General features: G+C 46.1%; 23 protein-coding genes. 13 read left to right on the top strand and 10 right to left on the bottom strand.

The window, feature by feature from the left end; genetic code table 11:
- From DB398_RS03125 to DB398_RS03115, 3 genes are all read right to left on the bottom strand, one after another.
- The gene (locus tag DB398_RS03125; RefSeq protein ID WP_108422953.1) at positions 1 to 780 is read right to left on the bottom strand and encodes a carboxypeptidase-like regulatory domain-containing protein; all 780 of its coding nucleotides are present in this window, start codon (positions 778 to 780) and stop codon (positions 1 to 3) included.
- A 75-nt stretch (positions 781 to 855) separates the two neighbouring features.
- Complete coding sequence (locus tag DB398_RS03120; protein WP_108422952.1) at positions 856 to 2622, bottom strand: DEAD/DEAH box helicase; 1767 nt, start codon at positions 2620 to 2622, stop codon at positions 856 to 858.
- A gap of 142 nt (positions 2623 to 2764) precedes the next feature.
- On the bottom strand, positions 2765 to 3346 hold the full coding sequence (locus DB398_RS03115; protein WP_108422951.1) for a non-canonical purine NTP diphosphatase: 582 nt from the start codon (positions 3344 to 3346) through the stop codon (positions 2765 to 2767).
- Between the two features lie 60 nt (positions 3347 to 3406).
- Between DB398_RS03115 and DB398_RS03110 the strand changes: the two genes are divergently transcribed.
- Positions 3407 to 3859 (top strand): methyltransferase family protein, encoded by a 453-nt coding sequence (locus tag DB398_RS03110; protein WP_108422950.1) that lies wholly within the window; start codon positions 3407 to 3409, stop codon positions 3857 to 3859.
- Between the two features lie 362 nt (positions 3860 to 4221).
- Positions 4222 to 6114 (top strand): phosphoglycerate dehydrogenase, encoded by a 1893-nt coding sequence (gene serA, locus DB398_RS03105; RefSeq protein WP_108423212.1) that lies wholly within the window; start codon positions 4222 to 4224, stop codon positions 6112 to 6114.
- Positions 6115 to 6201: 87 nt separating this feature from the next.
- On the opposite strand, the gene rlmH is transcribed toward serA, so the two are convergent.
- The gene (rlmH, locus tag DB398_RS03100) at positions 6202 to 6675 is read right to left on the bottom strand and encodes a 23S rRNA (pseudouridine(1915)-N(3))-methyltransferase RlmH (RefSeq protein WP_108422949.1); all 474 of its coding nucleotides are present in this window, start codon (positions 6673 to 6675) and stop codon (positions 6202 to 6204) included.
- A 356-nt stretch (positions 6676 to 7031) separates the two neighbouring features.
- Positions 7032 to 8576 carry a BspA family leucine-rich repeat surface protein gene (locus DB398_RS03095; protein WP_108422948.1) on the bottom strand — a complete coding sequence of 515 codons (1545 nt, stop codon included), beginning with the start codon at positions 8574 to 8576 and terminating at the stop codon, positions 7032 to 7034.
- Positions 8577 to 9097: 521 nt separating this feature from the next.
- Here DB398_RS03095 and nadC point away from each other — a divergent pair.
- From nadC to priA, 4 genes are read left to right on the top strand one after another with little or no spacing between them, the layout of a single operon-like run.
- Positions 9098 to 9955, top strand: coding sequence for a carboxylating nicotinate-nucleotide diphosphorylase (gene nadC / locus DB398_RS03085; RefSeq protein ID WP_108422946.1), 858 nt, complete (start codon positions 9098 to 9100; stop codon positions 9953 to 9955).
- The gene (locus DB398_RS03080) at positions 9956 to 10936 is read left to right on the top strand and encodes a YihY/virulence factor BrkB family protein (RefSeq protein WP_108422945.1); all 981 of its coding nucleotides are present in this window, start codon (positions 9956 to 9958) and stop codon (positions 10934 to 10936) included.
- Positions 10911 to 11360, top strand: coding sequence for a DUF2147 domain-containing protein (locus DB398_RS03075; RefSeq protein ID WP_108422944.1), 450 nt, complete (start codon positions 10911 to 10913; stop codon positions 11358 to 11360). Before DB398_RS03080 ends, DB398_RS03075 begins: the two co-directional genes overlap by 26 nt.
- A gap of 3 nt (positions 11361 to 11363) precedes the next feature.
- On the top strand, positions 11364 to 13820 hold the full coding sequence (gene priA, locus DB398_RS03070; protein ID WP_108422943.1) for a replication restart helicase PriA: 2457 nt from the start codon (positions 11364 to 11366) through the stop codon (positions 13818 to 13820).
- A 7-nt stretch (positions 13821 to 13827) separates the two neighbouring features.
- Here priA and DB398_RS03065 read toward each other — a convergent pair whose 3' ends face one another.
- Positions 13828 to 14520, bottom strand: coding sequence for a LytR/AlgR family response regulator transcription factor (locus DB398_RS03065; RefSeq protein ID WP_108422942.1), 693 nt, complete (start codon positions 14518 to 14520; stop codon positions 13828 to 13830).
- A 236-nt stretch (positions 14521 to 14756) separates the two neighbouring features.
- Between DB398_RS03065 and rpsF the strand changes: the two genes are divergently transcribed.
- The 4 genes from rpsF (at position 14757) to DB398_RS03045 (ending at position 16433) form a co-directional block, all read left to right on the top strand.
- A complete protein-coding gene (gene rpsF / locus DB398_RS03060) occupies positions 14757 to 15095 on the top strand; it encodes a 30S ribosomal protein S6 (protein WP_108422941.1) in 339 nt (112 codons plus the stop codon).
- A gap of 4 nt (positions 15096 to 15099) precedes the next feature.
- Entirely contained in the window at positions 15100 to 15396 is a 297-nt protein-coding gene (gene rpsR / locus DB398_RS03055; protein ID WP_072882551.1) for a 30S ribosomal protein S18, read from the top strand.
- Positions 15397 to 15409: 13 nt separating this feature from the next.
- Positions 15410 to 15862 (top strand): 50S ribosomal protein L9, encoded by a 453-nt coding sequence (gene rplI / locus DB398_RS03050; RefSeq protein ID WP_108422940.1) that lies wholly within the window; start codon positions 15410 to 15412, stop codon positions 15860 to 15862.
- 100 nt (positions 15863 to 15962) lie between these two features.
- Positions 15963 to 16433, top strand: coding sequence for a DUF6495 family protein (locus DB398_RS03045; protein WP_108422939.1), 471 nt, complete (start codon positions 15963 to 15965; stop codon positions 16431 to 16433).
- A 115-nt stretch (positions 16434 to 16548) separates the two neighbouring features.
- Here DB398_RS03045 and DB398_RS03040 read toward each other — a convergent pair whose 3' ends face one another.
- Positions 16549 to 17142: a collagen-like triple helix repeat-containing protein gene (locus tag DB398_RS03040; protein WP_108422938.1), complete on the bottom strand. Its 594-nt coding sequence runs from the start codon at positions 17140 to 17142 to the stop codon at positions 16549 to 16551.
- A 134-nt stretch (positions 17143 to 17276) separates the two neighbouring features.
- Between DB398_RS03040 and hisS the strand changes: the two genes are divergently transcribed.
- The gene (hisS, locus tag DB398_RS03035; RefSeq protein WP_108423210.1) at positions 17277 to 18665 is read left to right on the top strand and encodes a histidine--tRNA ligase; all 1389 of its coding nucleotides are present in this window, start codon (positions 17277 to 17279) and stop codon (positions 18663 to 18665) included.
- On the opposite strand, the gene DB398_RS03030 is transcribed toward hisS, so the two are convergent.
- Both DB398_RS03030 and DB398_RS03025 read right to left on the bottom strand, forming a co-directional pair.
- On the bottom strand, positions 18649 to 19260 hold the full coding sequence (locus DB398_RS03030; RefSeq protein WP_313777779.1) for an NUDIX hydrolase: 612 nt from the start codon (positions 19258 to 19260) through the stop codon (positions 18649 to 18651). The genes hisS and DB398_RS03030 overlap by 17 nt on opposite strands.
- Before the next feature lie 133 nt (positions 19261 to 19393).
- A complete protein-coding gene (locus DB398_RS03025) occupies positions 19394 to 20482 on the bottom strand; it encodes a M42 family metallopeptidase (protein ID WP_108422937.1) in 1089 nt (362 codons plus the stop codon).
- Positions 20483 to 21070: 588 nt separating this feature from the next.
- Between DB398_RS03025 and DB398_RS03015 the strand changes: the two genes are divergently transcribed.
- Positions 21071 to 21775 (top strand): DUF4294 domain-containing protein, encoded by a 705-nt coding sequence (locus DB398_RS03015; protein ID WP_108422935.1) that lies wholly within the window; start codon positions 21071 to 21073, stop codon positions 21773 to 21775.
- Here the strand turns inward: DB398_RS03015 and DB398_RS03010 are convergent.
- A complete protein-coding gene (locus DB398_RS03010; RefSeq protein ID WP_108422934.1) occupies positions 21772 to 22008 on the bottom strand; it encodes a DUF6095 family protein in 237 nt (78 codons plus the stop codon). The genes DB398_RS03015 and DB398_RS03010 overlap by 4 nt on opposite strands.
- 56 nt (positions 22009 to 22064) lie before the next feature.
- On the opposite strand from DB398_RS03010, the gene DB398_RS03005 reads away from it, so the two are divergent.
- Complete coding sequence (locus DB398_RS03005) at positions 22065 to 23384, top strand: GntP family permease (RefSeq protein ID WP_108422933.1); 1320 nt, start codon at positions 22065 to 22067, stop codon at positions 23382 to 23384.
- Position 23385: the final 1 nt, after the last annotated feature.

Here is a 23385-nt window from a genome sequence, read left to right as displayed (position 1 = left end):
CTATTGTTTTCGGTTCAATACTTTGTATTCTTCGTAACAACTGGAAATGGCATCCAAGATCTGGAGATCGTTGGCGGTGTTGATGAACGACTTGGAATAGTTACAGTTGTTGAGGATGTCCTCAATATCCACTTTTTCCAATTGGAGCAGTTCGGTAAGGGTCTCTCGGTCAAATTTTGAGGCGAGCAGGTCCCTAATGTTGTCATCTTCCTTGACCAGGCGCAGTTTGCGCATCTGCCGTGGCTGTTTGCCAAAAAGGTTGCGCAGCAGGTCGGCAGGGTTCAATATGGCCCCAAGGACCTTTGTCACTGCACTAGGGCTCTTGCTCCCAGCTTCATAACTGGTGTTGAGGCCAGAAATGCTGTACTGCGGCGCATTGTTGATGGGAAGGTTCTTTACATCGATTTCCAAATAGCCCGTGAGTTGATAAGGTCTTACGATGACTTCTTCCAGTGCGTAGGCGAGCTCGGTCAGTGCTATCTTGGTATCCCCGAACTTGAACATATCGTTGGTCACCCTCACTTTTTGAGTCTTAAAACCCAAATAGGAAAGGTAAAGGGTATCGTTCACGGCGGCCGGAATGGTAAATTTTCCGTTTTGGTTGGTGATGGTCCCTTTTACCTGGTTCAGGTTGATGACGTGCACACTTTCCAAAGGCATATCGCTCTGCGCATTGATCACCGTGGCAGTGATTTCACCGACCACTTGGTTTTCCAGATCATCTTGGGCAAAGCCATGAAGGGAAACAAGGGCGAAAAGTGTAAGTAATATTCTTCTCATGCAATCTTAGTAGGTATAAAAGTACTAAACAAAGAAAAAACTACAGTACCCTAGTAGCATTTAATATAGAATTAACTAATAGAAGCCAGTTCTCTTTTTGCCGCCGCCTTTTTTGCCGAATCCGCCTTTTTTGCCACCTTTGAAGGAACGGTTGTCCCCACCTTTGCGATGGCCACGTTTCCTGTCACGTTTTTTGCCGCCTTTACCACCACCAGACCCCCCTGGGTTTTTGGACACCTCCACATTGATGAAGCGCCCATCCACCTTGAATTCGGTGAAGGTCTGCAAGATGAAATCGGTCAATTGTGCATCCGAATTGAAAAAGGAGAAACTGTCCTTGGTATCCACGTTGAAAATGTCCTCTTTTTCGAGGTTCAATGTGTCCCTTAAGAAATCTTTCAGCGACATCCAGTCATAGCCGTCACGCTCACCAATGTTGATGAAGTAACGCACGGAACCTTCAGATGGGATATCCCCACCTCTGTCCTCGCTACTGCCACGTTCTCCCCTGTCAGAGTCGGAAGTGTTGAGATCCTTGGTCTTGCTATAGTAGTTGTAGAATTGGGTAAACTCTACAGAAACGATTTTTTTGATAAGCTCATCGCGGTCAATGCCTTCCAACACATCGTTGATGGCGGGAAGATAACTGTCGATTTCCTTGTTGACCTTGGTTTCCTTGATCTTGTTGGCCAAGTGGTACAACTGGATTTCGCAGATTTCTATGCCCGAAGGAATTTTTTTGGCAATAAAGTCCTGCTTGATCTTTCCTTCGATGGATTTGATCTTACGGAGTTCCGAACGGGTAACGATGACCATGGAAATTCCTGACTTCCCGGCCCTGCCGGTACGACCGCTACGGTGGGTGTAGGTCTCTATCTCATCGGGCAATTGGTAATTGATCACGTGGGTCACATCGTCCACATCGATGCCTCGGGCCGCCACATCGGTGGCCACCAACATCTGCACCTGTTTTTTTCTAAAGGCATTCATGACCATGTCCCGTTGGTTCTGGCTCAGGTCACCATGAAGTGCGCCTGCGTTGTAACCATCCTCGATCAATTTTTCCGCTACGCGTTGGGTGTCCCGTTTGGTCCTACAAAAGACCACGGAGAAGATACCGGGATTGGCATCGGCAAGGCGTTTGAGTGCCGAATATCGGTCACGGCCGCCCACCACATAATATTCGTGTTGTACAGTGGCAGCCCCCGCATTTTTGGTGCCTACGGTAATTTCAACGGGCTGATCCATGAATTTTTTGGCAATGGAGGCCACTTCTTTGGGCATGGTGGCCGAAAACAACCATGTCAATTTTTCTTGGGGCGTATTGGAGAGGATGTCCTTGATGTCCTCATAGAAGCCCATGTTCAGCATTTCATCGGCTTCATCCAAAACGCAGTAATCGATTTTTGAAATATCGACCATTCCACGTCCGATCATGTCCTTCATACGGCCGGGAGTGGCGACTACGATCTGCGCACCACGCTTTATTTGCTTGGCCTGTTCCGTAATGCTGGCACCACCATAGATGGCCACGGTGTTCAGACCCTTAATATATTTTGAATACAGTTTTAGTTCGTTGGTGATCTGCAAACAGAGCTCACGGGTAGGGGAAAGGATAAGTCCCTGTGTGGTCCTGCTCTCTGCATGGATCTTTTGGATCATGGGAAAACCAAAAGCAGCGGTCTTACCTGTTCCCGTTTGTGCCAAGGCCACCAAATCGGTGTCTTGTCCCAATAAAATGGGGATTGATTTTTCCTGTACTTCGGAGGGGGATTCAAATCCAAGATCGGAAATGGCATCCAATAGGGGTTGATCCAACCCCAAGGCTTCAAATTTTGTCATAGTGGTGTATACCTTAAAATCGCAAATATGTTGTGTTGCACCGAGCGATTTTTCTATAACCCTTTAAGCCCATCGCAACACCTTGCCCATACCGGCGGCGTTATTAAAGCGGCAAAGGTACATTAAATTTGGTCAGCCGTAGCTATAGGGCACTCTTTTTTAAAAATTCGACCAATTTTTGGATGGCCCTGCCCCTGTGGCTGATTTCGTTTTTGGTGGCTGAGGATAGCTCCCCGAAGGTTTTTTCGTGACCAACAGGCCTAAAGATGGGGTCATAGCCGAAGCCTCTGTTCCCCTGTTGGCTTTCAGTGATGAAGCCTTCGACAATACCATCAAAAACAAAACTTTTCCCTTTGATATTCAGGTGTATAACGGTTTTGAAATGTGCCGAACGGTTATCTTTACCGTCCAATTTAGACAATAGCTTGGCCATGTTGTCACCTGCATTTTTTTGCTCCCCGGCATATCTTGCCGAATACACGCCCGGTTCACCATTGAGACTGTCCACCAAAAGACCTGTATCGTCCGAAAAACAGTCCAAACCATAGGTTTGGGTCACAAAATCGGCCTTGATCTTGGCATTTTCCTCCAAAGTCAGCCCAGTTTCGGGGATTTCATCGAAGCATCCAATATCCTTGAGCGATAAAAGTTCGAAGGATTCCGGTAAAAGTTGTTGGACTTCGTGGAGTTTATGGTCGTTGTGGGTGGCAAATACAAGTTTCAAAACGTGGAGGGGTTCTATTTGATGATCAAAAGTAGTAATTTCGAAACTTAAACACGTCGCATGAAATTGAAATTGCCACCGGTTCTGGTGATGTTGCTGTTTGGGGGATCAATGTATGTCCTTGCCAAATTCCTGCCCGTTGGGGCCTTTGATTTTTTTGGCAGGAGGGAGCTGGCCCTCTTCTTGGCGGGCTTGGGATTTTTGGTGATTTTCATTTCTATCATACAATTCATCAAGGCCAAGACCACCACGGACCCACTGAGTCCGGGCAAGGCATCCCAATTGGTGACTTCGGGCATCTACAACTACACCCGAAACCCCATGTATCTGGGAATGCTGCTTTTTCTTTTGGCCTTAGGCCTGAAATTGGGGAACGCTTTCAATACGCTTTTGGCAGCGGGTTTTGTGTCCTACATGAACCGTTTCCAGATCAAGGGGGAAGAAGAGGCATTGGCAAAAATGTTCGGTAAGGAATACAGTATGTACTGCAAACTGACCCGGCGTTGGTTTTGAGGTCTGAAGTGTCACGTTGAGCGTAGTCGAAACGTCGGAAGTATTTCGTGCCTATTCGTGAAATTCGTGTCGAAATAGACGAAAGAACATAGACTTTGGTGATTGAGTTATTGATGACTGCTTACTGACTTCTGCCAACTGCATACTGGAATTTGGAATCTTGTGCTTGAAACTTGCGTTTTGAACTTGAACTTTCACTTCATCTTGAACCAAATTGCAAAAAGTTGGATTTCAGGTGCCATTTAAAACAAAATGTAAGGGTTTTTTGATTTATCGACAATTCTGTAAGGTTTTTGGGCAGCTCAGATTTCAGGGATGGAATTAATGCTTAATTTTACACCTTAATTTTTTTGATGGAATCCATGGTGCAAACGGGACGCAAATATGTTTTCGATTTTGACAGCACCCTCACAAGGGTCGAAGCGTTGGATGTTCTGGCGGAAATGACCCTTCAGGGAAACCCAAAGCGTGACGAGATCGTAAAGGAAATCCAACGGATCACCAACTTGGGGATAGATGGTGACATTTCCTTCACTGAATCCTTGGAAAGAAGGATACGTCTGCTCAACGCGAACAAGAGCGATCTTCAGGACCTCGTTGCCGAACTTCGCCAAAAGATATCCAAATCCATCGCGGCCAATAAGGATTTTTTCCACGAATTTTCAGAAGATATCTATGTGATTTCCTGCGGATTCAAGGAATTTATAGATCCCATAGTCGAAGAATACAAGATTCCTTCGGATAGGGTATATGCCAATACCTTCAAGTTTGATGAAGAAGGCAATATTGTTGGGTTTGATGAGACCAATGTGCTCGCGTCCCACAACGGAAAGATAGAATGTTTGAAAAACCTGGGTCTGGAAGGCGAGGTTCAGGTGATTGGCGACGGTTATAGCGATTATGTGATGCGCGAGGCCGGAATAGCCCATAAGTTTTTTGCCTACACTGAAAACGTGCACCGTGAAAAAGCGGCTAACAATGCCGATCACGTGGCACCTAACCTAGATGAATTTTTATTTGTGAACGATTTACCAAGAAACCTGTCCTATCCCAAGAACCGAATCAAGATCCTTTTGCTGGAAAATGTGCACACAGCAGCCTTTGAGAACCTATCCGAAGATGGATTTTCCGTGGAACTGGTAAAGCACAGTCTCTCCGAGGACGAACTTGTGGAACGCATCAAAGGGGTCCATGTACTTGGTATCCGCTCCAAGACACAAGTGACTCAGAGAGTGTTGGATGCCGCCAATAAACTGTTGGTGGTAGGGGCTTTTTGTATCGGGACCACACAAATCGATTTGGAATACAGCAAAAAGAAGGGGGTAGTGGTCTTCAATGCACCCTATAGCAACACAAGGTCCGTAGTGGAGCTTGCCGTTGGCCATATCATCATGCTTATGCGCAGTATCTTCCCGCGTAGTACCGAGATCCATAATGGGGAGTGGAACAAAACGGCTTCCAATTCAAGGGAAGTTAGGGGCAAGAACCTAGGGATTGTGGGCTATGGCAATATCGGAAAGCAAATGTCCGTATTGGCGGAAGCCATCGGTATGCATGTGTACTATTATGATGTGGAGGACCAATTGGCCCTTGGCAATGCGGTGAAATGCAATACGTTGGAAGACTTATTGTCCGTGTCCGATGTGGTCACCCTTCATGTGGACGACAACAAGGCCAACAAGAACTTTATAGGTGAGCGCGAGATCAACCAAATGAAGAATGGAGCTATGCTCATCAACCTATCTAGGGGCTTTGTGGTAGATATCGATGCACTGGCATCTGCGTTGAAGAGTGGAAAATTGGGTGGTGCCGCGGTAGATGTGTTTCCTTCCGAACCAAGTGCCAATGGCGCTTTCGAAACGCCTTTGCAAGGCTTGTCCAATGTGATACTCACACCACACATTGGTGGTAGCACCGAAGAGGCACAGCGCGACATTGCTGATTTTGTGCCCAGCAAGATCATGGACTATATCAATTCAGGGAACACGGTAGATGCTGTGAATTTTCCCAATATCAGGTTGCCCAAACAGAACAAGGCGCACCGTTTCCTGCACATCCATAAAAATGTGCCGGGCATCATGGCGAAGATCAATGAAGTGTTGGCCAAGTACGGTCTCAATATCACTGGACAATACCTCTCCACAGACCCCGAAGTGGGTTATGTGATCACTGATCTGGACAGGGAGTACGACAAAGATGTGGTGAAGGAACTGAAGAACGTGGAAAACACCATCAAGTTTAGGGTACTTTATTAATCGATTCAGGACCCCTTCGTTGCAAGAAACAGGAACAACAAAGACATTTGGTCTTGTTTCTTGATTCCTGTCTCTTGAATTTAAGGATTACTGGTGATGATACGGTTCGTTCCGTAGGATGGTGAATCCTCTGTACAATTGTTCCACCAAGAACAAGCGGACCATTTGGTGGGAAAAGGTCATTTTGGAAAGACTGATTTTTCCAGAGCATTTGGCATAGACCGCGTCACTGAACCCATAGGGACCACCAATGGCCAGGACCAGGTTTTTAAGGCCACTGTTCATTTTCTTTTGCAGAAATTGGGCAAAATCCAGTGATGTATATTGTTTGCCATTTTCATCCAAAAGCACCAGGGTATCGGTGGGCTGTAGCTGCGCCAAAATGAGTTCCCCTTCCTTTTCCTTCTGTTGGGCCTCCGATAGGTTTTTACTGTTTTTGATATCGGGCAGTACCACAAACTCGAACTTGATGTAGTGTTTTAGCCGCTTCTCATATAGGGCTATCAGTTGCTCCAGTTCGGCCTTGTCTGTTTTTCCTATGGCAATCAATGTAATCTGCATGATCCAAAAGTAGCTCTTTATGGGGAAAGAAAGCGGTTGGGATCAAAAGTCAAAGGAGGGAATACAATTGAGGATAAAGGTGAAGGGTTCAAGGGTAAAAGGAAAATCCGATTTGCAATGAACAATTGTCAATTACCAATATCACAATAGTCAGACTTCTGACCTCTGACTCCAGACCATCAAATAATCCCTCTCTGGACAGATTCTTCAAACACTCCGTATTTTCAGAATGACCTGCACCAACAATCCAAATAACCGAATAAACCTGTAACCAAATAACTTAACAAAAAAACCACCGAAAGACCAAGGGCCTCACGGTGGTAAATTTTAATGCATATAGTCCAATTTTTTCGGGATCAGTCGCAGGTGTTCTGTTGGGAGGCATTCCCTGTGAAGACCCAATTGTGATTGGTTAAGATCACTACGGCTTCAACACTCTCTGGACAAAAAATGATTCCATCGGCACCGAGGGTCACCCCATCCGGGCCGTTATTTTGTACCACAAAGTTTTTCCATCCCACAAGGGTATCCCTGAACTTGGACACTGACATGCCACAATTGTCAAACATCCCAGCCATATTGGTCACGCTGGAGATGTCCCAACCACCTATGTTCTGGTCAAAAGCAGTGGCTTTATTGAACATGTTGAACATGTTGGTCACATGGGAGGTGTCCCAGTCTCCAATGTTCTGATTGAAAGCAGTAGCTTCATTGAACATATTGGACATGTTGGTCACATGGGAGGTGTCCCAATCTCCTATCGGTCCATTGAAAGCATCTGTTTTATAGAACATATACCCTATGTTGGTCACTTGGGAAAGATCTGGAGTATCTGTGGCATTATAGGTCATGTTTGTACAATAGGCAAAAGCACGATTCAAAAGCTTCCAAGCAATGGTACCCCACTGCTCTATGGACAGCAATTTGGATGGTGTGGTCACCCCATTGATATACTGAATTGAAGGGAATGTACCCTTAATGACTACGGTGTGGTTACCAGCTGTGGCATAGATGTGGCTGACAGGAGTGTTGGAAGTAATCTGTTCTGAAGTGCCATCACCCCATTGGATTGTATAGTCATAGGTGAAAGAGTTGTTGGTACCTATGACAATTTCCTCGTTGTCGGCATCAGTTTTCCAGATGGTGATGAAGGCGTTGGGGTCGTTGGCAGGGCCAGGATCTATATCTTCTTCTATATCCTCTACAACAATGGTCACAGTTTCTTCTACTAAGGCTAGTCCGTCGCTTACCTGAACGGTAATGTTGTAAGAAGTTGCAGTTTCATAGTCCAGACTCTTGCCAGTGAACAAAGAGAGTTCTCCTGTAGTGGTGATCTCAAAGAGGTCATCGCTATTGGTCTTGATGCTAAAGGTAAGCTCATCGCCATCTGCATCTGTAGCTAGGACAGTGCCAATGACATCCGTATCCGAGACATCCTCTTGAACAGTGAACTCTATGAATTCACCCCCATTGTTAAACGTAAACTCGGGAGCGGTGTTCTGTGGAACGGTCTGGCTCACCTTGATGGTGATGGCGGCCGTTGCCGCATCCTCCCCATCGGTCACTTCCACGGTGATGCTGTGCTGTGCCTTGGTGGCGAAACTCAACGCCTTGCCGGGTGCCAGGCTCAGGGCCCCAGCGGCCGTGATCTCGAAAAGGGCATTGTCGTTGGTCTTGATGGAGAAGGTAAGGGCGTCCTTGTCCGCATCGGTGGCCACAACGGTTCCGATAACTTGGGCTTCGGTAATGCCCTCAAAGGCAGTGAATTCCTGTGCTGCTATCACTGGGGCCGTGTTCTTGTCGGATGGTTTTGGGTCGGTGGGCCCATCATCCTTTCCACAGGACCATACAAGGGCCATGGCAAGGATGGTAAGTCCCAATTTTTTCATGATGTTTTCCATAACATTTTTTTGTTTTAGGGTGAATAACGCGGCAAGATGGGAAATGGGCGAAAAAGATTTTTGCACGATCTGACGGATGTGTGGTTTGGGTTGACGGATGGTAGTTTTGGGTTGAGGGGGAAAAGCCCAAGTGCAAGTTTCAAGTTCAAATGCAGGTGGAACTATGGGTTTTGGGTTCCAAGTTTTATGTTTCAGGTTACAGTTGTTTCAGTATGCAGCAGACTTTGTCATTCTGAGCAACGCGAAGAATCTCTTACAGGATCAGATTCATCAAATGCTCCGCGTTTTTCAGAATGTCAAGCATCACGAATAACCCAGTAACCGAATCATCCAAGTCTATTTTCTCTGTTCTATGCTCTAACATCTGACTTCCGACGTTTCGACTACGCTCAACGTGACACTTCAGACTTCGGGCATCAGACATCAGTCTTCGAGCATCGGACATCAATAACCCAATAACTCAATAACCAAATCACAAAACAACACCAATGTTTTTAGTATTTTCGTGGAAACCCAAATGCATGATTTCTGAAGAACAATTTCAAAAAGAACTGGATCTGATCATTTCCAATGCGGTGCGTGAAGATGTTGGTGATGGTGACCACAGTTCGTTGGCCTGTATTCCATCATCGGCCACCGGAAAGGCCAAACTGTTGGTGAAAGATGAGGGCATCATTGCCGGTGTGGAATTTGCCAAGCTGGTTTTTCGTTACATCGACCCTAAATTGAAGGTGGATGTCCTGATGGAAGATGGAAGTCCTGTAAAATATGGGGATGTCGTTTTTTATGTGGAAGGAAGCTCCCAAAGCATCCTAAAGGCGGAGCGGTTGGTACTGAACGCCATGCAGCGCATGAGTGCCATTGCCACCAAGACCCAGGATTTTGTGTCCCTTTTGGATGACACGGACACCAAGATCTTGGACACCCGAAAGACCACCCCGGGCATCCGGGCGTTGGAAAAATGGGCCGTAAAGATCGGCGGTGGCGAGAACCATAGGTTCGCCCTGTACGACATGGTGATGTTGAAGGACAACCATATCGATTTTGCGGGGGGCATCACCAAGGCCATTCAAAAGACCCAGGAATACCTCAAGGAAAAGGGCAAGGACCTAAAAATCATTGTGGAGGCCAGGGATTTGACCGAGGTCGATGAAATTCTACAATCCGATGGAGTGCACCGCATCCTGTTGGACAATTTTGACTACGAGCAGACCCGCGAAGCCGTAAAACGCATAGACGGCAAATGCCAGACCGAATCCTCTGGAGGGATCAACGAAGAAACCATCCGGACGTATGCCGAATGTGGAGTTGATTATATTTCCTCCGGTGCACTCACCCATTCGGTCTATAATATGGACCTTAGTTTAAAAGCCGTGTAGATGTCAGTGGCCATAGAAGAGCAATTGGAGAAAATACCCGTGGTCAATTGGTTGGTGCGCTTGTTGAAACGCATCAAACTAAAGGCTTTTGAGGGCCTGTCCTTCTATGATGTGATGGAAATGTACTTGGTGGGCATCGTGAAGGGGACGCTGTCCTCCCGTGCCAGCTCCATTGCCTTCAGTCTTTTTATGGCCCTGTTTCCGTTGCTCATCTTTTTGGTGACGCTCATTCCCTTCATCATTCCCTTCGTGAGTGTGGGCAATGAAAATTTCGATGCACAGTTCCTCGATTTTTTGGAATCCTTCCTTCCGTCGGCCACCAGTGATTATTTTGGCGACATCTATCAGCAGATCAAGGACCAGAAGCAAGGGGGGCTGCTGTCATCGGCATTCTTGGTGTCCATCTTTTTGGTGGCCAATGGGGTGAACGCCATTTTCGGAGGATTCGAAAATTCGTACCATGTGGAGCTTACCCGTAATTTTTTCAGGCAGTATGCCTATGCGCTCATGGTGGGGCTCATCCTTTCCATTTTGCTGATCATTGGGGCCGTGGCCTTTGTGTACTTCGAGTTTTATATTGTGGAATACACGAGTCAATATCTCGGGAAGACCTTGGGCTACGATGTTGAAAAAGGGGACGATGTGGGCATACAAGCGGCCAAGATTATCTTTTTCCTGAGCCTGTCCTACCTTACCACTTCCATCCTGTATTATTTTGGGACCGCCGAAGGGAGGAATGCGCGATTTTTTTCGGCAGGGGCACTCATGACCACACTTTTGTTCCTTCTGACCTCATATCTTTTTGGGATATATGTGGAAAAATTCGCCCGATACAACGAACTTTATGGAGCATTGGGAGGATTATTGATCTTGATGGTGTTCATTTGGTTAAATTCCAATATCTTACTGTTGGGTTTTGAACTCAACGCAACCCTCAACTCTCTAAAAAAACGACATGAAAGGCAGCAGAACAATCCATAAGTGCATTTTCCTGATAGGCTTTCTGTGTGTTCAGGGGGTGTGGTCACAGACTGTTTTCGGCAAATGGAAAACCATTGATGACCGTAACGGTGTTGCCAAGGCGATCATTGAAATCTATAAGGAAGATGGCCTGATGCATGCCAGGGTGGTCAAAATATTGGAAGAAGGAAAGCAAGATGCCCTCTGTACCAAATGCGATGGCGAGCTGAAGGACAAACCGGTGCTCGGCATGAAGATCATGGACGATTTCGAGGACAATGGAAGAGGGGAATACAAGGGGGACAGGTTGTTCGATCCCGAACAGGGAATGACCTTTAGGGGCAAGGTCTGGCTGGACGATGAAAACAATAATCGACTGAAGGTGAGGGGCTATCTGGCCTTTTTGCACAGAACACAGACCTGGCACAGGGTGATTGAGGAGTAGTGTATGGAATATTTTTTGGAGGTTGTTCTTCCCATCCCTTTAGAAAGACTATTTACCTATAGCATTACCCAACGGGAGGCAGACTTTATCCAGCCGGGAATGCGCGTTGCCGTTCCCTTTGGGAAATCAAAGATATATACGGCCCTGGCCTATCGGGTACACCAAAATGCCCCGACTGCATACGAAGCCAAGGAAATCTATCAAATTCTGGATGATGCCCCCCTTGTGGGTCCATTTCAGCTGCAGCATTGGGAATGGTTGGCCAAGTATTACATGTGTACCCTGGGGGAAGTGATTCGCAGTGCATTGCCCAGTGCCTTTTTATTGGAAAGTGAGACTTTGATCCTGCCCAACAAAGAGGCAAGTGTGGACGAAATGGAACTCACTGATGATGAATTTCTGATCTATGAAGCATTGCAGCACCAGTCAGCTCTCCATATCCAGGAAATCAGCGATATCGTGGACAAGAAGAACGTCCTTTCCTTGGTCAACAGGTTGGTACAGAAAGGAGTGGTCCGGCAAAAGGAAGAACTCTACGAACAGTACAAACCTAAATTGGTCCGCTATGTGAAACTTTCCGAGAAGTATGACGATGACCAACAATTGGAAGAGCTGCTGAATGAACTTTCCCGGGCGCCCAAACAGAGCCAAGTGGTACTCTCCCTTTTTCAATTGCGGAGCGGGAACAACAAGCCCATCCCCATCACCGAGCTGGAAAAGCAAAGTGGTAGCTCCAAGGCCGTGATCAAGGCCCTTATCGATAAGGATATTCTAAAAGAATATCAGATCAGGCAAGATCGGGTGGAGTACAACGAGGAATCTGAGGAAGCTCGGAACATTGCCCTGAACGAACACCAAAGCAAGGCGTTGGAGGATATCAACAAAGGTTTGGCGGAGGACAGGCCGGTTTTGCTGCATGGGGTCACCTCATCGGGAAAAACAGAGGTATATGTAAAATTGATCCAGCAATGTTTGGACGGTGGCCGACAGGCGCTCTATCTCTTGCCTGAAATTGCGCTTACCTCCCAGTTGATCAATAGGTTGAGGGACTATTTTGGGCACAAAGTGTCCGTTTACCATTCCAAATACAGTATCCACGAACGCGTTGAGGTCTGGAACAATGTGCTGAAAAGCGCCGATAAGGCACAGATTGTCATCGGTGCCCGTTCCTCCTTGTTTTTGCCTTTCTCCAATTTGGGGCTCATTGTGGTGGATGAGGAGCATGAAAGTTCCTTCAAGCAATTTGATCCCGCGCCCAGATATCATGCCCGTGATGCGGCCATTGTGCTGTCCTCGCTGCATAAGGCCCACACCGTTTTGGGTTCGGCCACGCCGAGCATAGAAAGTATGTACAATGCCAGAAAAGGGAAATATGGCTATGCTTCGATTCAATATCGATATGGAAATGTGCTGATGCCCGACATCAATTTGGTGGATATCAAAGAAGCCACCCGAAAAAAGCGGATGAAGGGCCATTTTTCCGAAACCTTGATCAATGCCATTTCCGAAACTTTGGAAGCAGGGGAGCAGGTCATCCTTTTTCAGAACCGAAGGGGATTTGCCCCAGTGGTGGAGTGTACTACTTGCGGGCACGTGGCCCAATGTCCCAATTGCGATGTGAGTTTGACCTACCACCAACGCATGAACCAGCTTCGCTGTCACTATTGCGGTTACCATATAGCATTGCAACAGGCGTGCCTGGCCTGCGGAAGTCCTACGTTGGACAAAAAAGGATTTGGGACGGAACAGATCCAGGAAGAATTGGGTCAACTGTTCCCCGAAATCAATGTGGGACGAATGGATTTGGATACGACACGGGGAAAATATGCCTACGAAAAGATCATTTCAGCCTTCGAGAACCAAGAAATGGACATATTGGTGGGCACCCAAATGGTGACCAAAGGTCTGGATTTCAGGAATGTGAGTTTGGTGGGTATCATGAATGCGGACACGATGCTCAATTTTCCCGACTACCGTGCCCATGAGCGGAGTTTTCAAATGCTGACCCAAGTGGCGGGTAGGGCAGGGCGGACCCAGAAAAGGGGAAAAGTGCTCATCCAAAGTTATAATCCCTACCATCAGATCCTGCAACAGGTCACCACCCACGATTATGATAAAATGTTCGTGGAACAGTTGTACGAACGCGAACAGTTCAAATACCCACCTTTGGTGCGGATCATAAAGATCACGTTGAAGGACAGGGACTACAACAAACTGAACGAGGCCGCCCAATGGCTGGCCGACTCGCTCCGCAATGTGCTCGGACACCAGATTTTGGGGCCGGAATACCCTCCTGTGGGCAGGATTCGGCGGGACTACCTGAAAAACATCTTGATCAAGATCCCCAAAAAACAGTCGTTGGCACAAACAAAAAATAGCATTAAAAGAATTGAAAAATCCTTCAATGCTATTTCAAAGTATAAAAGTGTAAGACTGGTCTACAATGTGGACCACATATAGCTTTTGACTATACGTTGGCGAGCGCTTCTGCCAGCTCCGTCTTTTTGTTTCTGCTCAATGGAATCTGTCTGCCACCGACCTCAACATTTTTACTGTTGAACTTTTCGATTTTTTCCAGATTCACGATGTAAGATTTATGGATGCGCAGAAATTTTTCGGCAGGCAACTGCTGTTCGAAAGATTTCATGGTGGACAAGATCACGATATTGGCTTCATCGGTCACCAATTTGATGTAATCCCCAAGCGCTTCGATCCATTTAATGTCGTTTAGGATAACCTTACGTTTCTTAAGGTTGCTCTTTACAAAAATGTGTTCTTCGTCCTCATCTACCCGGTTGATCTGCTCAAATTTGGCAACAGCTCTTTTTACAGAGGCTTCAAAACGGGCCAAGGTGATGGGTTTGTGAAGGTAATCGGTCACATCATAATCAAATGCCTTGAGGGCATAATCGGGTTTCCCTGTGATCAAGATGACCTGTGGTGGGTTCTCTAGGGCCTCTAGAAGGTCAAAACCACTGATGATCGGCATTTCCACATCCAAAAAGATAAGGTCGATGTCGTGGTTCTTCAGGCCATTTTTGGCTTCAATGGCGTTACTGTATTCAGCAACCAAAGCAAGATGTGGATGATTGTTGACCAATTTAGCAACGGCCATCCGCTGCATGGAAGAATCGTCTACAATTATACTTTTTAATTTCATAGAATGGGGTGATTTGTAGGGTTTTAAATCATCGGCAAATTACATAAAAAAGACGCTTAAGAGCAACAAAAGATGTAAACATGGTCTATTTTGTTGTGTATATTACCTTTTACGTTATTTAGGTTTATGGGGTTCTTCATTGTTGATAACTCTTGTGATTTAAACGAAGTTTTTTTGGTTTTCTTGCAAGGAGAAGGAATAATTATTACTTTTGCGCTCCTTTAAAAATATATAATATGAACCATTACGAAACTGTTTTCATTTTGAATCCCGTTCTATCTGACACCCAGATAGAGGAAACAGTCAAGAAATTTGAGGATTTCTTGATTACGAATGGTGCCAAAATGGTCTCCAAGGAAGATTGGGGACTTAAAAAATTGGCCTATCCCATTCAGCACAAAAAAAGTGGTTTTTACCACTTGTTCGAATTCACCGCTCCAGGTGAGGCCATCGGCCCCTACGAGTTGGAATTCAGGAGAGATGAGCGCATCATGCGTTTCTTGACCGTTAAACTGGACAAGCATGCAATTGCTTGGGCAGAGAAAAGAAGAACCAAATTAAAAGCAAACGCATAGGGACATGGCATCCATAGAACAACAAGCAAAAGCAAAAAAGGACGGGGAAATCAGATATCTGACCCCTCTCAATATCGAGACCAACAAGCAAAAGAAATACTGTAGGTTCAAGAAATCAGGTATCAAATACATTGATTACAAAGACCCGGATTTCTTGATGAAATTGGTGAACGAGCAAGGGAAACTGCTTCCTAGAAGACTTACAGGTACTTCCTTGAAATACCAGAGAAAAGTGGCCCAGGCCGTTAAGCGTGCCCGTCACATTGCGTTAATGCCGTACGTTGGCGATATGTTGAAATAAAAAATACCGAAGAATGGAACTTATTCTAAGAGAAGATGTACAGGATTTGGGATTTAAGGATGATATCGTTTCCGTAAAGAACGGTTACGGCAGAAACTACCTTATCCCACAAGGTTTGGCCACATTGGCCACTCCATCTGCCAAAAAAGTTTTGGCCGAGAACCTTAAGCAAAGAGCCCACAAAGAGAAGAAAATCGTTGATGAGGCCACCAAGATTGCCGAAGCCCTTAAACAATTGCAGATCCGCATCGCTGCCAAAGCTGGTGCCGGTGACAAATTGTTCGGATCTGTGACCAACATTGATTTGGCAGAGGCTTTGGACAAGGAAGGACACCAAATTGAGAGAAAATTCATCAATATCAAAGGTGGATCTATCAAACGAGTTGGTCCTTACGAGGCTACCATTAGGCTTCACAGGGAAGTTGTATTGGAATTCCCTTTTGAAGTGATCGCCGAGGCGAATTGATCTCAATGTGATATGATTTATAGAGGGCCGTGCTTGCATGGCCCTTTTTTTGTTCCCGCTTTTTGGGACATCAACAACCTGTCTTTTTTATTTTTGCACCATGAAGTACAAACGATTGACCAAGGAACAACTGGAGGAACTGCACCCGGAGTTCATCAATTTTTTGGCCACACAGTCCATCACGGCCGACGAATGGGCAACCCTCAAGGCCGATAAGCCAGAGGTGGCCGAAGAAGAGTTGGATGTGTTCAGCGACCTGATCTGGGAAGGGGTGTTGTCCAAAGTGGAATACCTGGAGAACATTTCCGAACAGCACATGCATCTGTTCCACCTTACGGAGAAGGAAATGAAGCTCCTTTCCGTAAAAGTCCTGAATCCTGAGATCGACCTGCGGACCCATGAAGGATTTGGTTGGTTCAAGCGCAATTTCCAGTCCGATTTTGTGGAATACCTTACTGCATCCAAGGCCTATGGCGAGGACAAGAACGTGGACAAGTTTGAACTTTTGAAGCAAGGAGCCGTCATCACCAAAGGTGAGCTCTACCAATGGTTTGAACAGATTATGGAGTAACCCCATGAAAGCAGAAGTGCAAGAGCAAGTCACAAAATCAAAAGTATTCGTGTTGATTCGTGCAATTCGTGTCAGGTAATAATCATATGGATTTGGTATTGAAATCGTTCAACATCTATTCCAATCCAAAGAAACGAATCACCTCATTATAGTCATTTGCATCCACTCCATAATTCTTCAGTGAAAACATCTCATCCTGCGTCAATTTGCCATTTATGTTCTGAATTTCAATGAGAATAAGATGGAGCTCTGTAAACTCTGCAGCAAGAACCCAACCCTTGGTTAAATCAGATCCATCCAAGCTAGAAACCCCAATGAAAATTTCACCTACTGTATAATAGAAAATGAATTTTCTGTCCAATTCTTTTACCGCACCAGGGATTGCTACATAAATGGGATATAGTTCATTACTAGTCTTTAAATATGCCAAAACATAATGGCTTTGCAATCTTTCCTGTGTCAATTCAGGGATTTCAAAGAATATGTCTGTTTGATTTTGTTGAATGTCGCTAAGGTCTATAATAATACGTTGTGCATTGGTGTTGCCATCTTGCCCAGGTTCGCCTTGAGAACCCTGCTCACCTTGCGGTCCCTGCACACCTTGAATTCCTTGCTCGCCTTGGACTCCCTGTTCACCATTTTCACCCGAACAAGAAACCAAAGCTAAATTGATGACCAATCCCAGTAGTAATATCGTTTTTAGTTTCATATAGTTGGTTAAAGAATTGAATAAACATAGGTTTATATTTTTATAATTTTTGGATGAATTGACGGATGCCCCTTTTGATCTGACGGATGACCAATTTGATTGGTGTATATTTGCACGAGAATTTTAAAAACCACATGGCACAGAAACCATCCATACCCAAAGGGACCCGGGATTTTTCACCGGCAGAGGTCGCTAAGCGCAACTATATCATCCAAAACATCAAAAAGCATTTTGAAACCTTTGGATTCATGCCGATAGAGACCCCATCTTTTGAAAATTCGGACACTTTGATGGGCAAATATGGGGAAGAAGGAGATCGATTGATCTTTAAGATCTTGAATTCCGGGGATTTTATTTCGAAAGTGGATGATGTGACCTATAGCTCCAAAAATTCCACATCGCTGACCCCAAAAATATCAGAAAAAGCCCTTCGTTATGACCTTACCGTGCCCTTTGCCCGCTATGTGGTGATGCACCAGAACGAAATTGATTTTCCTTTTAAAAGATACCAGATTCAGCCCGTTTGGCGTGCCGACAGGCCCCAAAAAGGTCGTTTCCGTGAGTTTTACCAGTGTGATGCCGATGTGGTAGGGGCCAATTCCCTGTTGCAGGAAGCGGAATTTGTACAACTCTACGATGCTGTTTTTACCGATTTGGGATTGAAGGGCACCACCATCAAGATCAACAACCGAAAAATCCTGTCTGGGATTGCCGAAGTGATCGGGGCCAAACATCTGTTGGTCGATTTTACGGTAGCCCTTGATAAATTGGACAAGATAGGAGAGGAGAAGGTGAAGGCCGAAATGATGGAAAAGGGCATTTCTGAAAATGCCATAGCCAAAGCACAATCGCTATTCGAGATGTCCGGCTCCGCTTCGGAACAATTGGAGCAACTGAAAACCCTGCTTACCAACTCAGAAGTGGGCATGCTCGGGGTTGCGGAACTGGAAGAGATCATTTCTGCCGTGGGGATGATTGGGCTACAGTCTGCTCAATTGCAATTGGACGTGACCTTGGCGCGTGGGCTCAACTACTATACCGGGGCCATTTTTGAAGTGGCCGCTCCCGACGGCGTCAGCATGGGTTCCATTGGCGGTGGAGGCCGTTACGACGACCTTACCGGAATCTTTGGTTTGAAGGACGTCAGTGGTGTGGGCATTTCCTTCGGGTTGGACCGCATCTATCTCGTTCTGGAAGAATTGGGCCTTTTCCCGGACAGCTTGGACACTTCGTTGGACGTGCTCTGTCTCAACTTTGGAAAGCAGGAAGGTTTGGCCGCCCTCAAATTGGTGTCCTCTTTACGCCAATTGGGCTTGAGGGCCGATCTGTACCCTATGGATGCCAAAATGCAGAAGCAGTTCAAGTATGCCGATAAGCGTGGAGTTCCCTATGTGGTCCTTTTGGGTGAACAGGAACTGGCCGAGGGCAACTTTGTGGCCAAGAATATGAAAACCGGCGACCAGAAGGTCTATGGTCTGGGTGCTTTTGCACAATTTGCAGAAGCTGTCAAATCCGATTTTTGATCTCCTTTACGATGGTTTTGTAGTAGGTGGGGCCGTGGGGCACATAGTTGGCCGCATTGGCCAGACCCCAAGTTTCCTCGGCAAATCGGAAGAGCGGAATCAGTTCCAGGGCATCCACTTCGCTTTCTTGTTTGGTCAGTGCGGTGATAGGGACTTTTAGCTCACATAAAAAGAGGTGATGGAGCTCCGCATCGATAAAGACCTCGGAAATTTTATGGATGGCCTTAAAAGTGCCAATAGGCTCCAAGTCCGCTTCGGAAATGGTGAGTCCCACTTCCTCCTGTACTTCCCGGACCGCGGCAAGCGGAATATTTTCCCCGGCGGCCACATGGCCGGCCACTGACACGTCCCAAAGTAGGGGATGCGTATCTTTGTGCTTTCCACGTTGTTGGATCAGTACCTTTCCCTCCTGTGTATAGAGCCAAACATGGATGGTAGGGTGCCATAGCCCCTTTCGGTGCGCTTCCGACTTCAAACACGATTGTCCGGTCGGGTTGCCCTGCTCATCCAGAATGTCTACCAGCTCGTCCATAGGTTCATAAAGATAAGAAATTGTTCCATCGACCACAGATAGAAAACCAATAGTTCTTTCCAAAGATTTTCAGGCCATTTGAACCAGTCTTTTAAATCTCAGAACTACACGACTACGTCACCCTGAACTTGGTTCAGGGTCTCATATCAAACGGTATGCGATGCTGAAACAAGTTCAGCATGACCATAATCTACAATTAATCAAAATAACTAAATGTCTCCCCTTCTTTGATGGTCAACAAGGTTTCGTAGATCAATCGGATCACGTTTTCCACATCGTCCTTGTGCACAGTTTCCACCGTAGTGTGCATGTAGCGTAATGGGAGCGATATCAAAGCAGAGGCCACGCCACCGTTGCTATAGGCAAAGGCGTCCGTATCCGTTCCGGTGTATCTTGAGGAAGCCAATCGCTGGAACGGGATCTTTTTGCCTTCGGCCGTTTCAATGATGCGTTCCCTGAGCTTGTTTTGCACGGCCGGGGCGTAAGAAACCACAGGTCCGGACCCTATCAAGATCTCGCCCTCTTTCTTTTTGTCGATCATGGGTGTAGTGGTGTCATGGCACACATCGGTGACAATGGCCACGTTGGGCTTTATGGTCTGGGTGATCATTTCTGCTCCACGAAGACCGATTTCTTCCTGTACCGAGTTGGTCACATAGAGACCAAAGGGCAATTTTTTCTTGTTCTCGTGCAACAGACGGGCCACTTCGGCAATCATAAAACCACCTACGCGGTTGTCCAGCGCACGGCATACAAACTTGTCCTTGTTCAGAATCTGGAACTGATCGGGATAGGTGATCACGCAGCCCACATGCACCCCCATTTTCTCCACTTCAGCTTTGTCCTTGGCACCTATGTCGATAAAAATATTTTCCAAGGTCGGTGCTTCCTCCTTCGCACGATCGCGCGTGTGGATGGCAGGCCATCCGAAGACGCCCTTCACCACGCCGTTCTTGGTATGGATGTCCACCCATTTTGAGGGCGCGATCTGGTGGTCACTACCTCCGTTACGGATCACATATAGCAATCCGTTGTCGGTGATATAGTTGACATACCAAGAAATCTCATCCGAATGTCCCTCGATCACTACCCGGTATTTTGCCTTTGGGTTGATGACGGCCACGGCCGTTCCGTAGGTATCCGTTATAAATTCGTCCACATAGGGTTTGAGGTAGTCCATCCAGATTTTCTGGCCTTCCCATTCGTAGCCCGTGGGGGAGGGATTGTTCAGGTATTTTTCTAAAAATTCAAGGGACTTTTTATTGATGATTTTCGTTGTGGCCATGTATTTCGTTTAGTCCACAAACTTAAGCATATTCAATGTTATTTTGAAAATCTTCCAGTTTCGTTTGTTTTTTGTTGCTGGGGTATTCGGTGGTTTGGTCGCGGATAGGTTATTGTCAACTGCATACTGCCTACTGACTTTCCACTTATTTTGATTTCTGGGATTTGGAATTTGATGTTTGGTACCCGATGTCCGATGCCCGAAGTTGATCACTGCCCACTGCATTCTGACACGAATTTCACCAATGTCCACGAATGGATGCTTGAGGCGAAGTCGGTTTTTGTCTCTTTGCTCTCTATTCTATTTTCTATGTTCTCGTACTTGAAAACTCCCAACTGCATGCTGCCTACTAAGTTATTCGGTTATTAGGTTATTGTGGTTTGTTGCTTAAACTTGAAACCCAAAACATGAAACTACTGCATACTGCCCACTCCTTACTTAGTTATTAGGTTGTTCAGTTATTGGTTATTGGAATTTGGCTTTTGGTATTTGAAAGAGATACTACTTTTTGTTAAAGTTTGGAGTACATCAATGGCCTAATCATACCTTTATCCTTAATTTTGGCAAGACTTTTGAGAATTTGACCGAATGTTGCGCAACTGTTTTCTTGTTGTTTTTCTTGTGCTTTGTGCCCTTGGATTTTCCCAGGAATCCGAAAAGGATTCGTTGTTGTATCCAAAGGATTCCATTGAGGATTATTATGTTCGGTTTGAAGGGGATTCCGTCCTGCTCAGCTCCATTGAACTGGACGAGGTCTATATCTTTGGGGAGTTGGACTTTGCCGACCGCAAGGACCGTTTACGCTATTTGATCTTGCGTAGAAAGACATTAAAGGTGTATCCCTATGCCAAATTGGCCGCAGAACGTTTGGTGGAACTGAACGACAGCTTGCAGCATATCAAGAAAAAACGGCATCAAAAAAAATACACCAAAAAGGTCCAAAAATACATCGAAGAAGAATTTTCGGCAGAGTTGAAGAAACTTACCCGCACCGAAGGACAGATTTTGGTCAAGTTGATCCACCGCCAAACGGGGACAACGGCTTTTGAATTGGTAAAGGAACTTCGTAGCGGATGGCGGGCCTTTTGGTACAATACCACGGCGAGTATGTTCAAAATCAGTTTGAAAGAAGAATTCCATCCAGAGTTGGTGCATGAGGACTATCTCATTGAGGATATTTTGCAACGTGCCTTTGTGGCCAATCAGTTGGAACGCCAAAAATCGGTTTTGGACTACGATTATGCCCAATTGACCAACAAGTGGAAGAACAGTCCTCCAAAACCTAAGGACTAATCTTTGGTCTTTTTCCCAAAAACCGCATCCATGACAATGTTGATGGAACGGAACCCTAAATAAATGGCCGTCCCAGCGCAAATTATTCCCAGGATCAATACGGGCAAATAAAAGGGGTGGTCTTGATTTTTGAAGGCCTGATAGATCAGAAATGGCCCGGCGAACATGGCCAGTACTGTATAACCAAACGATTTCAATCCTTTTACCAAAAGTTCCTTGTCGGTGTGCCTCATAGGACCAAAGTAGCAATATTAGCTTATATTTAGAGGGTAACGCACAAAAATTAACCATGGAAATACTTGTTTTGGGAGCTGTGGTGCTTTTTATCATCATCGCCACGGTCAAATTCAAAATGCATCCTATTTTTTCCCTGACCATAGCTGCGGTGATCTCGGGTTTTCTTTTGGGGTTGTCCCCGCAAAAAATCATGGAGACCATCGGGGAGGGGTTTGGCAAGACACTCTCTGGGATTGGTCTCGTCATTGCCTTTGGAACGGTCATTGGTATTTATCTGGAAAAGACCGGGGCCACCCAGGTATTGGCCAACAGTATTTTGGGATTGATAGGATTGAAACGCTCCCCATTGGCCATCAACTTGGCTGGATATGTCATTTCCATCCCTGTATTTTGTGATTCCGGGTTCATCATCCTCTCATCCCTCAACAAGGCCATCAGCAAACGCACGGGCATCCCTGTATTGGTTTTTGCCATTGCATTGGCCACGGGATTGTATGCGGCCCATGTTTTTGTGCCCCCAACTCCGGGACCTTTGGCCGCAGCGGCCATTTTGGATGCCGATTTGGGATTGGTGTTGGTATTGGGACTTTTGGTCTCTTTGCCGGTCTCGTTGACGGGTTATTTTTGGGCCAGGTTTATTGGTAGGTCCCTTAAGGAGGAAGATGGCGTAGAAAAACCGGAAGGAAAAGAGGAAGTGCCATCAACGGTGAAACCATTTCAGGCATTTTTGCCCTTGTTGGTCCCTATTATTTTGATTGCATTGAAGTCTGTTGCCAATTATCCTTCTTACCCTTTGGGTAAGGGTTGGGTTTTTGGGGTGCTCGATTTTCTGGGTAGCCCGGTGATTGCCCTGCTCATTGGTGTATTCTTTGCTTTTTCGTTGGGGAGAAAAGCACCTACCAAGGAGAGAGGGGAATGGGTGTCCGAGGCCTTTAAACAGGCTGGGGCCATAGTATTGATCACTGGTGCAGGAGGTGCTTTTGGGGCCATATTGCGGACCGTTGATATTGCTTCCATCATCAATTTGGAGTCCAGTACGGGAGCTGGAGGCTTGTTGATCGCTTTTGCGATTGCGGCCGTTCTCAAGACGGCCCAAGGTTCTTCCACGGTGGCCATCATCACCACTTCTGCCATCATTGCGCCCTTATTGGAAACTTTTGGACTGCTGACCCTTACGGACAAGGCTTTGGCCGTATTGGCTGTGGGTGCCGGGGCTATGACGGTGTCCCATATCAACGACAGTTATTTTTGGGTGGTGTCCCAGTTTTCCAACATCAATGTAAAGACCGCTTTGCGAGGCCATACCCTAGGGACTTTGCTGCAAGGGGCCACAGGTATTTTGATGGTCCTGCTGCTCTATTTTATACTGTGAG

The organism is Flagellimonas amoyensis, from assembly GCF_003058265.1.
GTDB classification, from domain to species: domain Bacteria; phylum Bacteroidota; class Bacteroidia; order Flavobacteriales; family Flavobacteriaceae; genus Flagellimonas; species Flagellimonas amoyensis.
This window is presented reverse-complemented; position numbering and strand designations above follow the sequence as displayed.

Coding starts and splice junctions, on each gene's coding strand:
- hisS (WP_108423210.1), top strand. CDS start 17,277: ATGGCACAGAAACCATCCATACCCAAAGGGACCCGGGATTTTTCACCG.
- rplI (WP_108422940.1), top strand. CDS start 15,410: ATGGAACTTATTCTAAGAGAAGATGTACAGGATTTGGGATTTAAGGAT.
- DB398_RS03095 (WP_108422948.1), bottom strand. CDS start 8,576: ATGGAAAACATCATGAAAAAATTGGGACTTACCATCCTTGCCATGGCC.
- DB398_RS03075 (WP_108422944.1), top strand. CDS start 10,911: ATGAAAGGCAGCAGAACAATCCATAAGTGCATTTTCCTGATAGGCTTT.
- DB398_RS03015 (WP_108422935.1), top strand. CDS start 21,071: ATGTTGCGCAACTGTTTTCTTGTTGTTTTTCTTGTGCTTTGTGCCCTT.
- DB398_RS03120 (WP_108422952.1), bottom strand. CDS start 2,622: ATGACAAAATTTGAAGCCTTGGGGTTGGATCAACCCCTATTGGATGCC.
- DB398_RS03110 (WP_108422950.1), top strand. CDS start 3,407: ATGAAATTGAAATTGCCACCGGTTCTGGTGATGTTGCTGTTTGGGGGA.
- DB398_RS03025 (WP_108422937.1), bottom strand. CDS start 20,482: ATGGCCACAACGAAAATCATCAATAAAAAGTCCCTTGAATTTTTAGAA.
- nadC (WP_108422946.1), top strand. CDS start 9,098: ATGATTTCTGAAGAACAATTTCAAAAAGAACTGGATCTGATCATTTCC.
- DB398_RS03045 (WP_108422939.1), top strand. CDS start 15,963: ATGAAGTACAAACGATTGACCAAGGAACAACTGGAGGAACTGCACCCG.
- DB398_RS03040 (WP_108422938.1), bottom strand. CDS start 17,142: ATGAAACTAAAAACGATATTACTACTGGGATTGGTCATCAATTTAGCT.
- rpsR (WP_072882551.1), top strand. CDS start 15,100: ATGGCATCCATAGAACAACAAGCAAAAGCAAAAAAGGACGGGGAAATC.
- rlmH (WP_108422949.1), bottom strand. CDS start 6,675: ATGCAGATTACATTGATTGCCATAGGAAAAACAGACAAGGCCGAACTG.
- rpsF (WP_108422941.1), top strand. CDS start 14,757: ATGAACCATTACGAAACTGTTTTCATTTTGAATCCCGTTCTATCTGAC.
- serA (WP_108423212.1), top strand. CDS start 4,222: ATGGTGCAAACGGGACGCAAATATGTTTTCGATTTTGACAGCACCCTC.
- priA (WP_108422943.1), top strand. CDS start 11,364: ATGGAATATTTTTTGGAGGTTGTTCTTCCCATCCCTTTAGAAAGACTA.
- DB398_RS03080 (WP_108422945.1), top strand. CDS start 9,956: ATGTCAGTGGCCATAGAAGAGCAATTGGAGAAAATACCCGTGGTCAAT.
- DB398_RS03010 (WP_108422934.1), bottom strand. CDS start 22,008: ATGAGGCACACCGACAAGGAACTTTTGGTAAAAGGATTGAAATCGTTT.
- DB398_RS03065 (WP_108422942.1), bottom strand. CDS start 14,520: ATGAAATTAAAAAGTATAATTGTAGACGATTCTTCCATGCAGCGGATG.
- DB398_RS03005 (WP_108422933.1), top strand. CDS start 22,065: ATGGAAATACTTGTTTTGGGAGCTGTGGTGCTTTTTATCATCATCGCC.
- DB398_RS03125 (WP_108422953.1), bottom strand. CDS start 780: ATGAGAAGAATATTACTTACACTTTTCGCCCTTGTTTCCCTTCATGGC.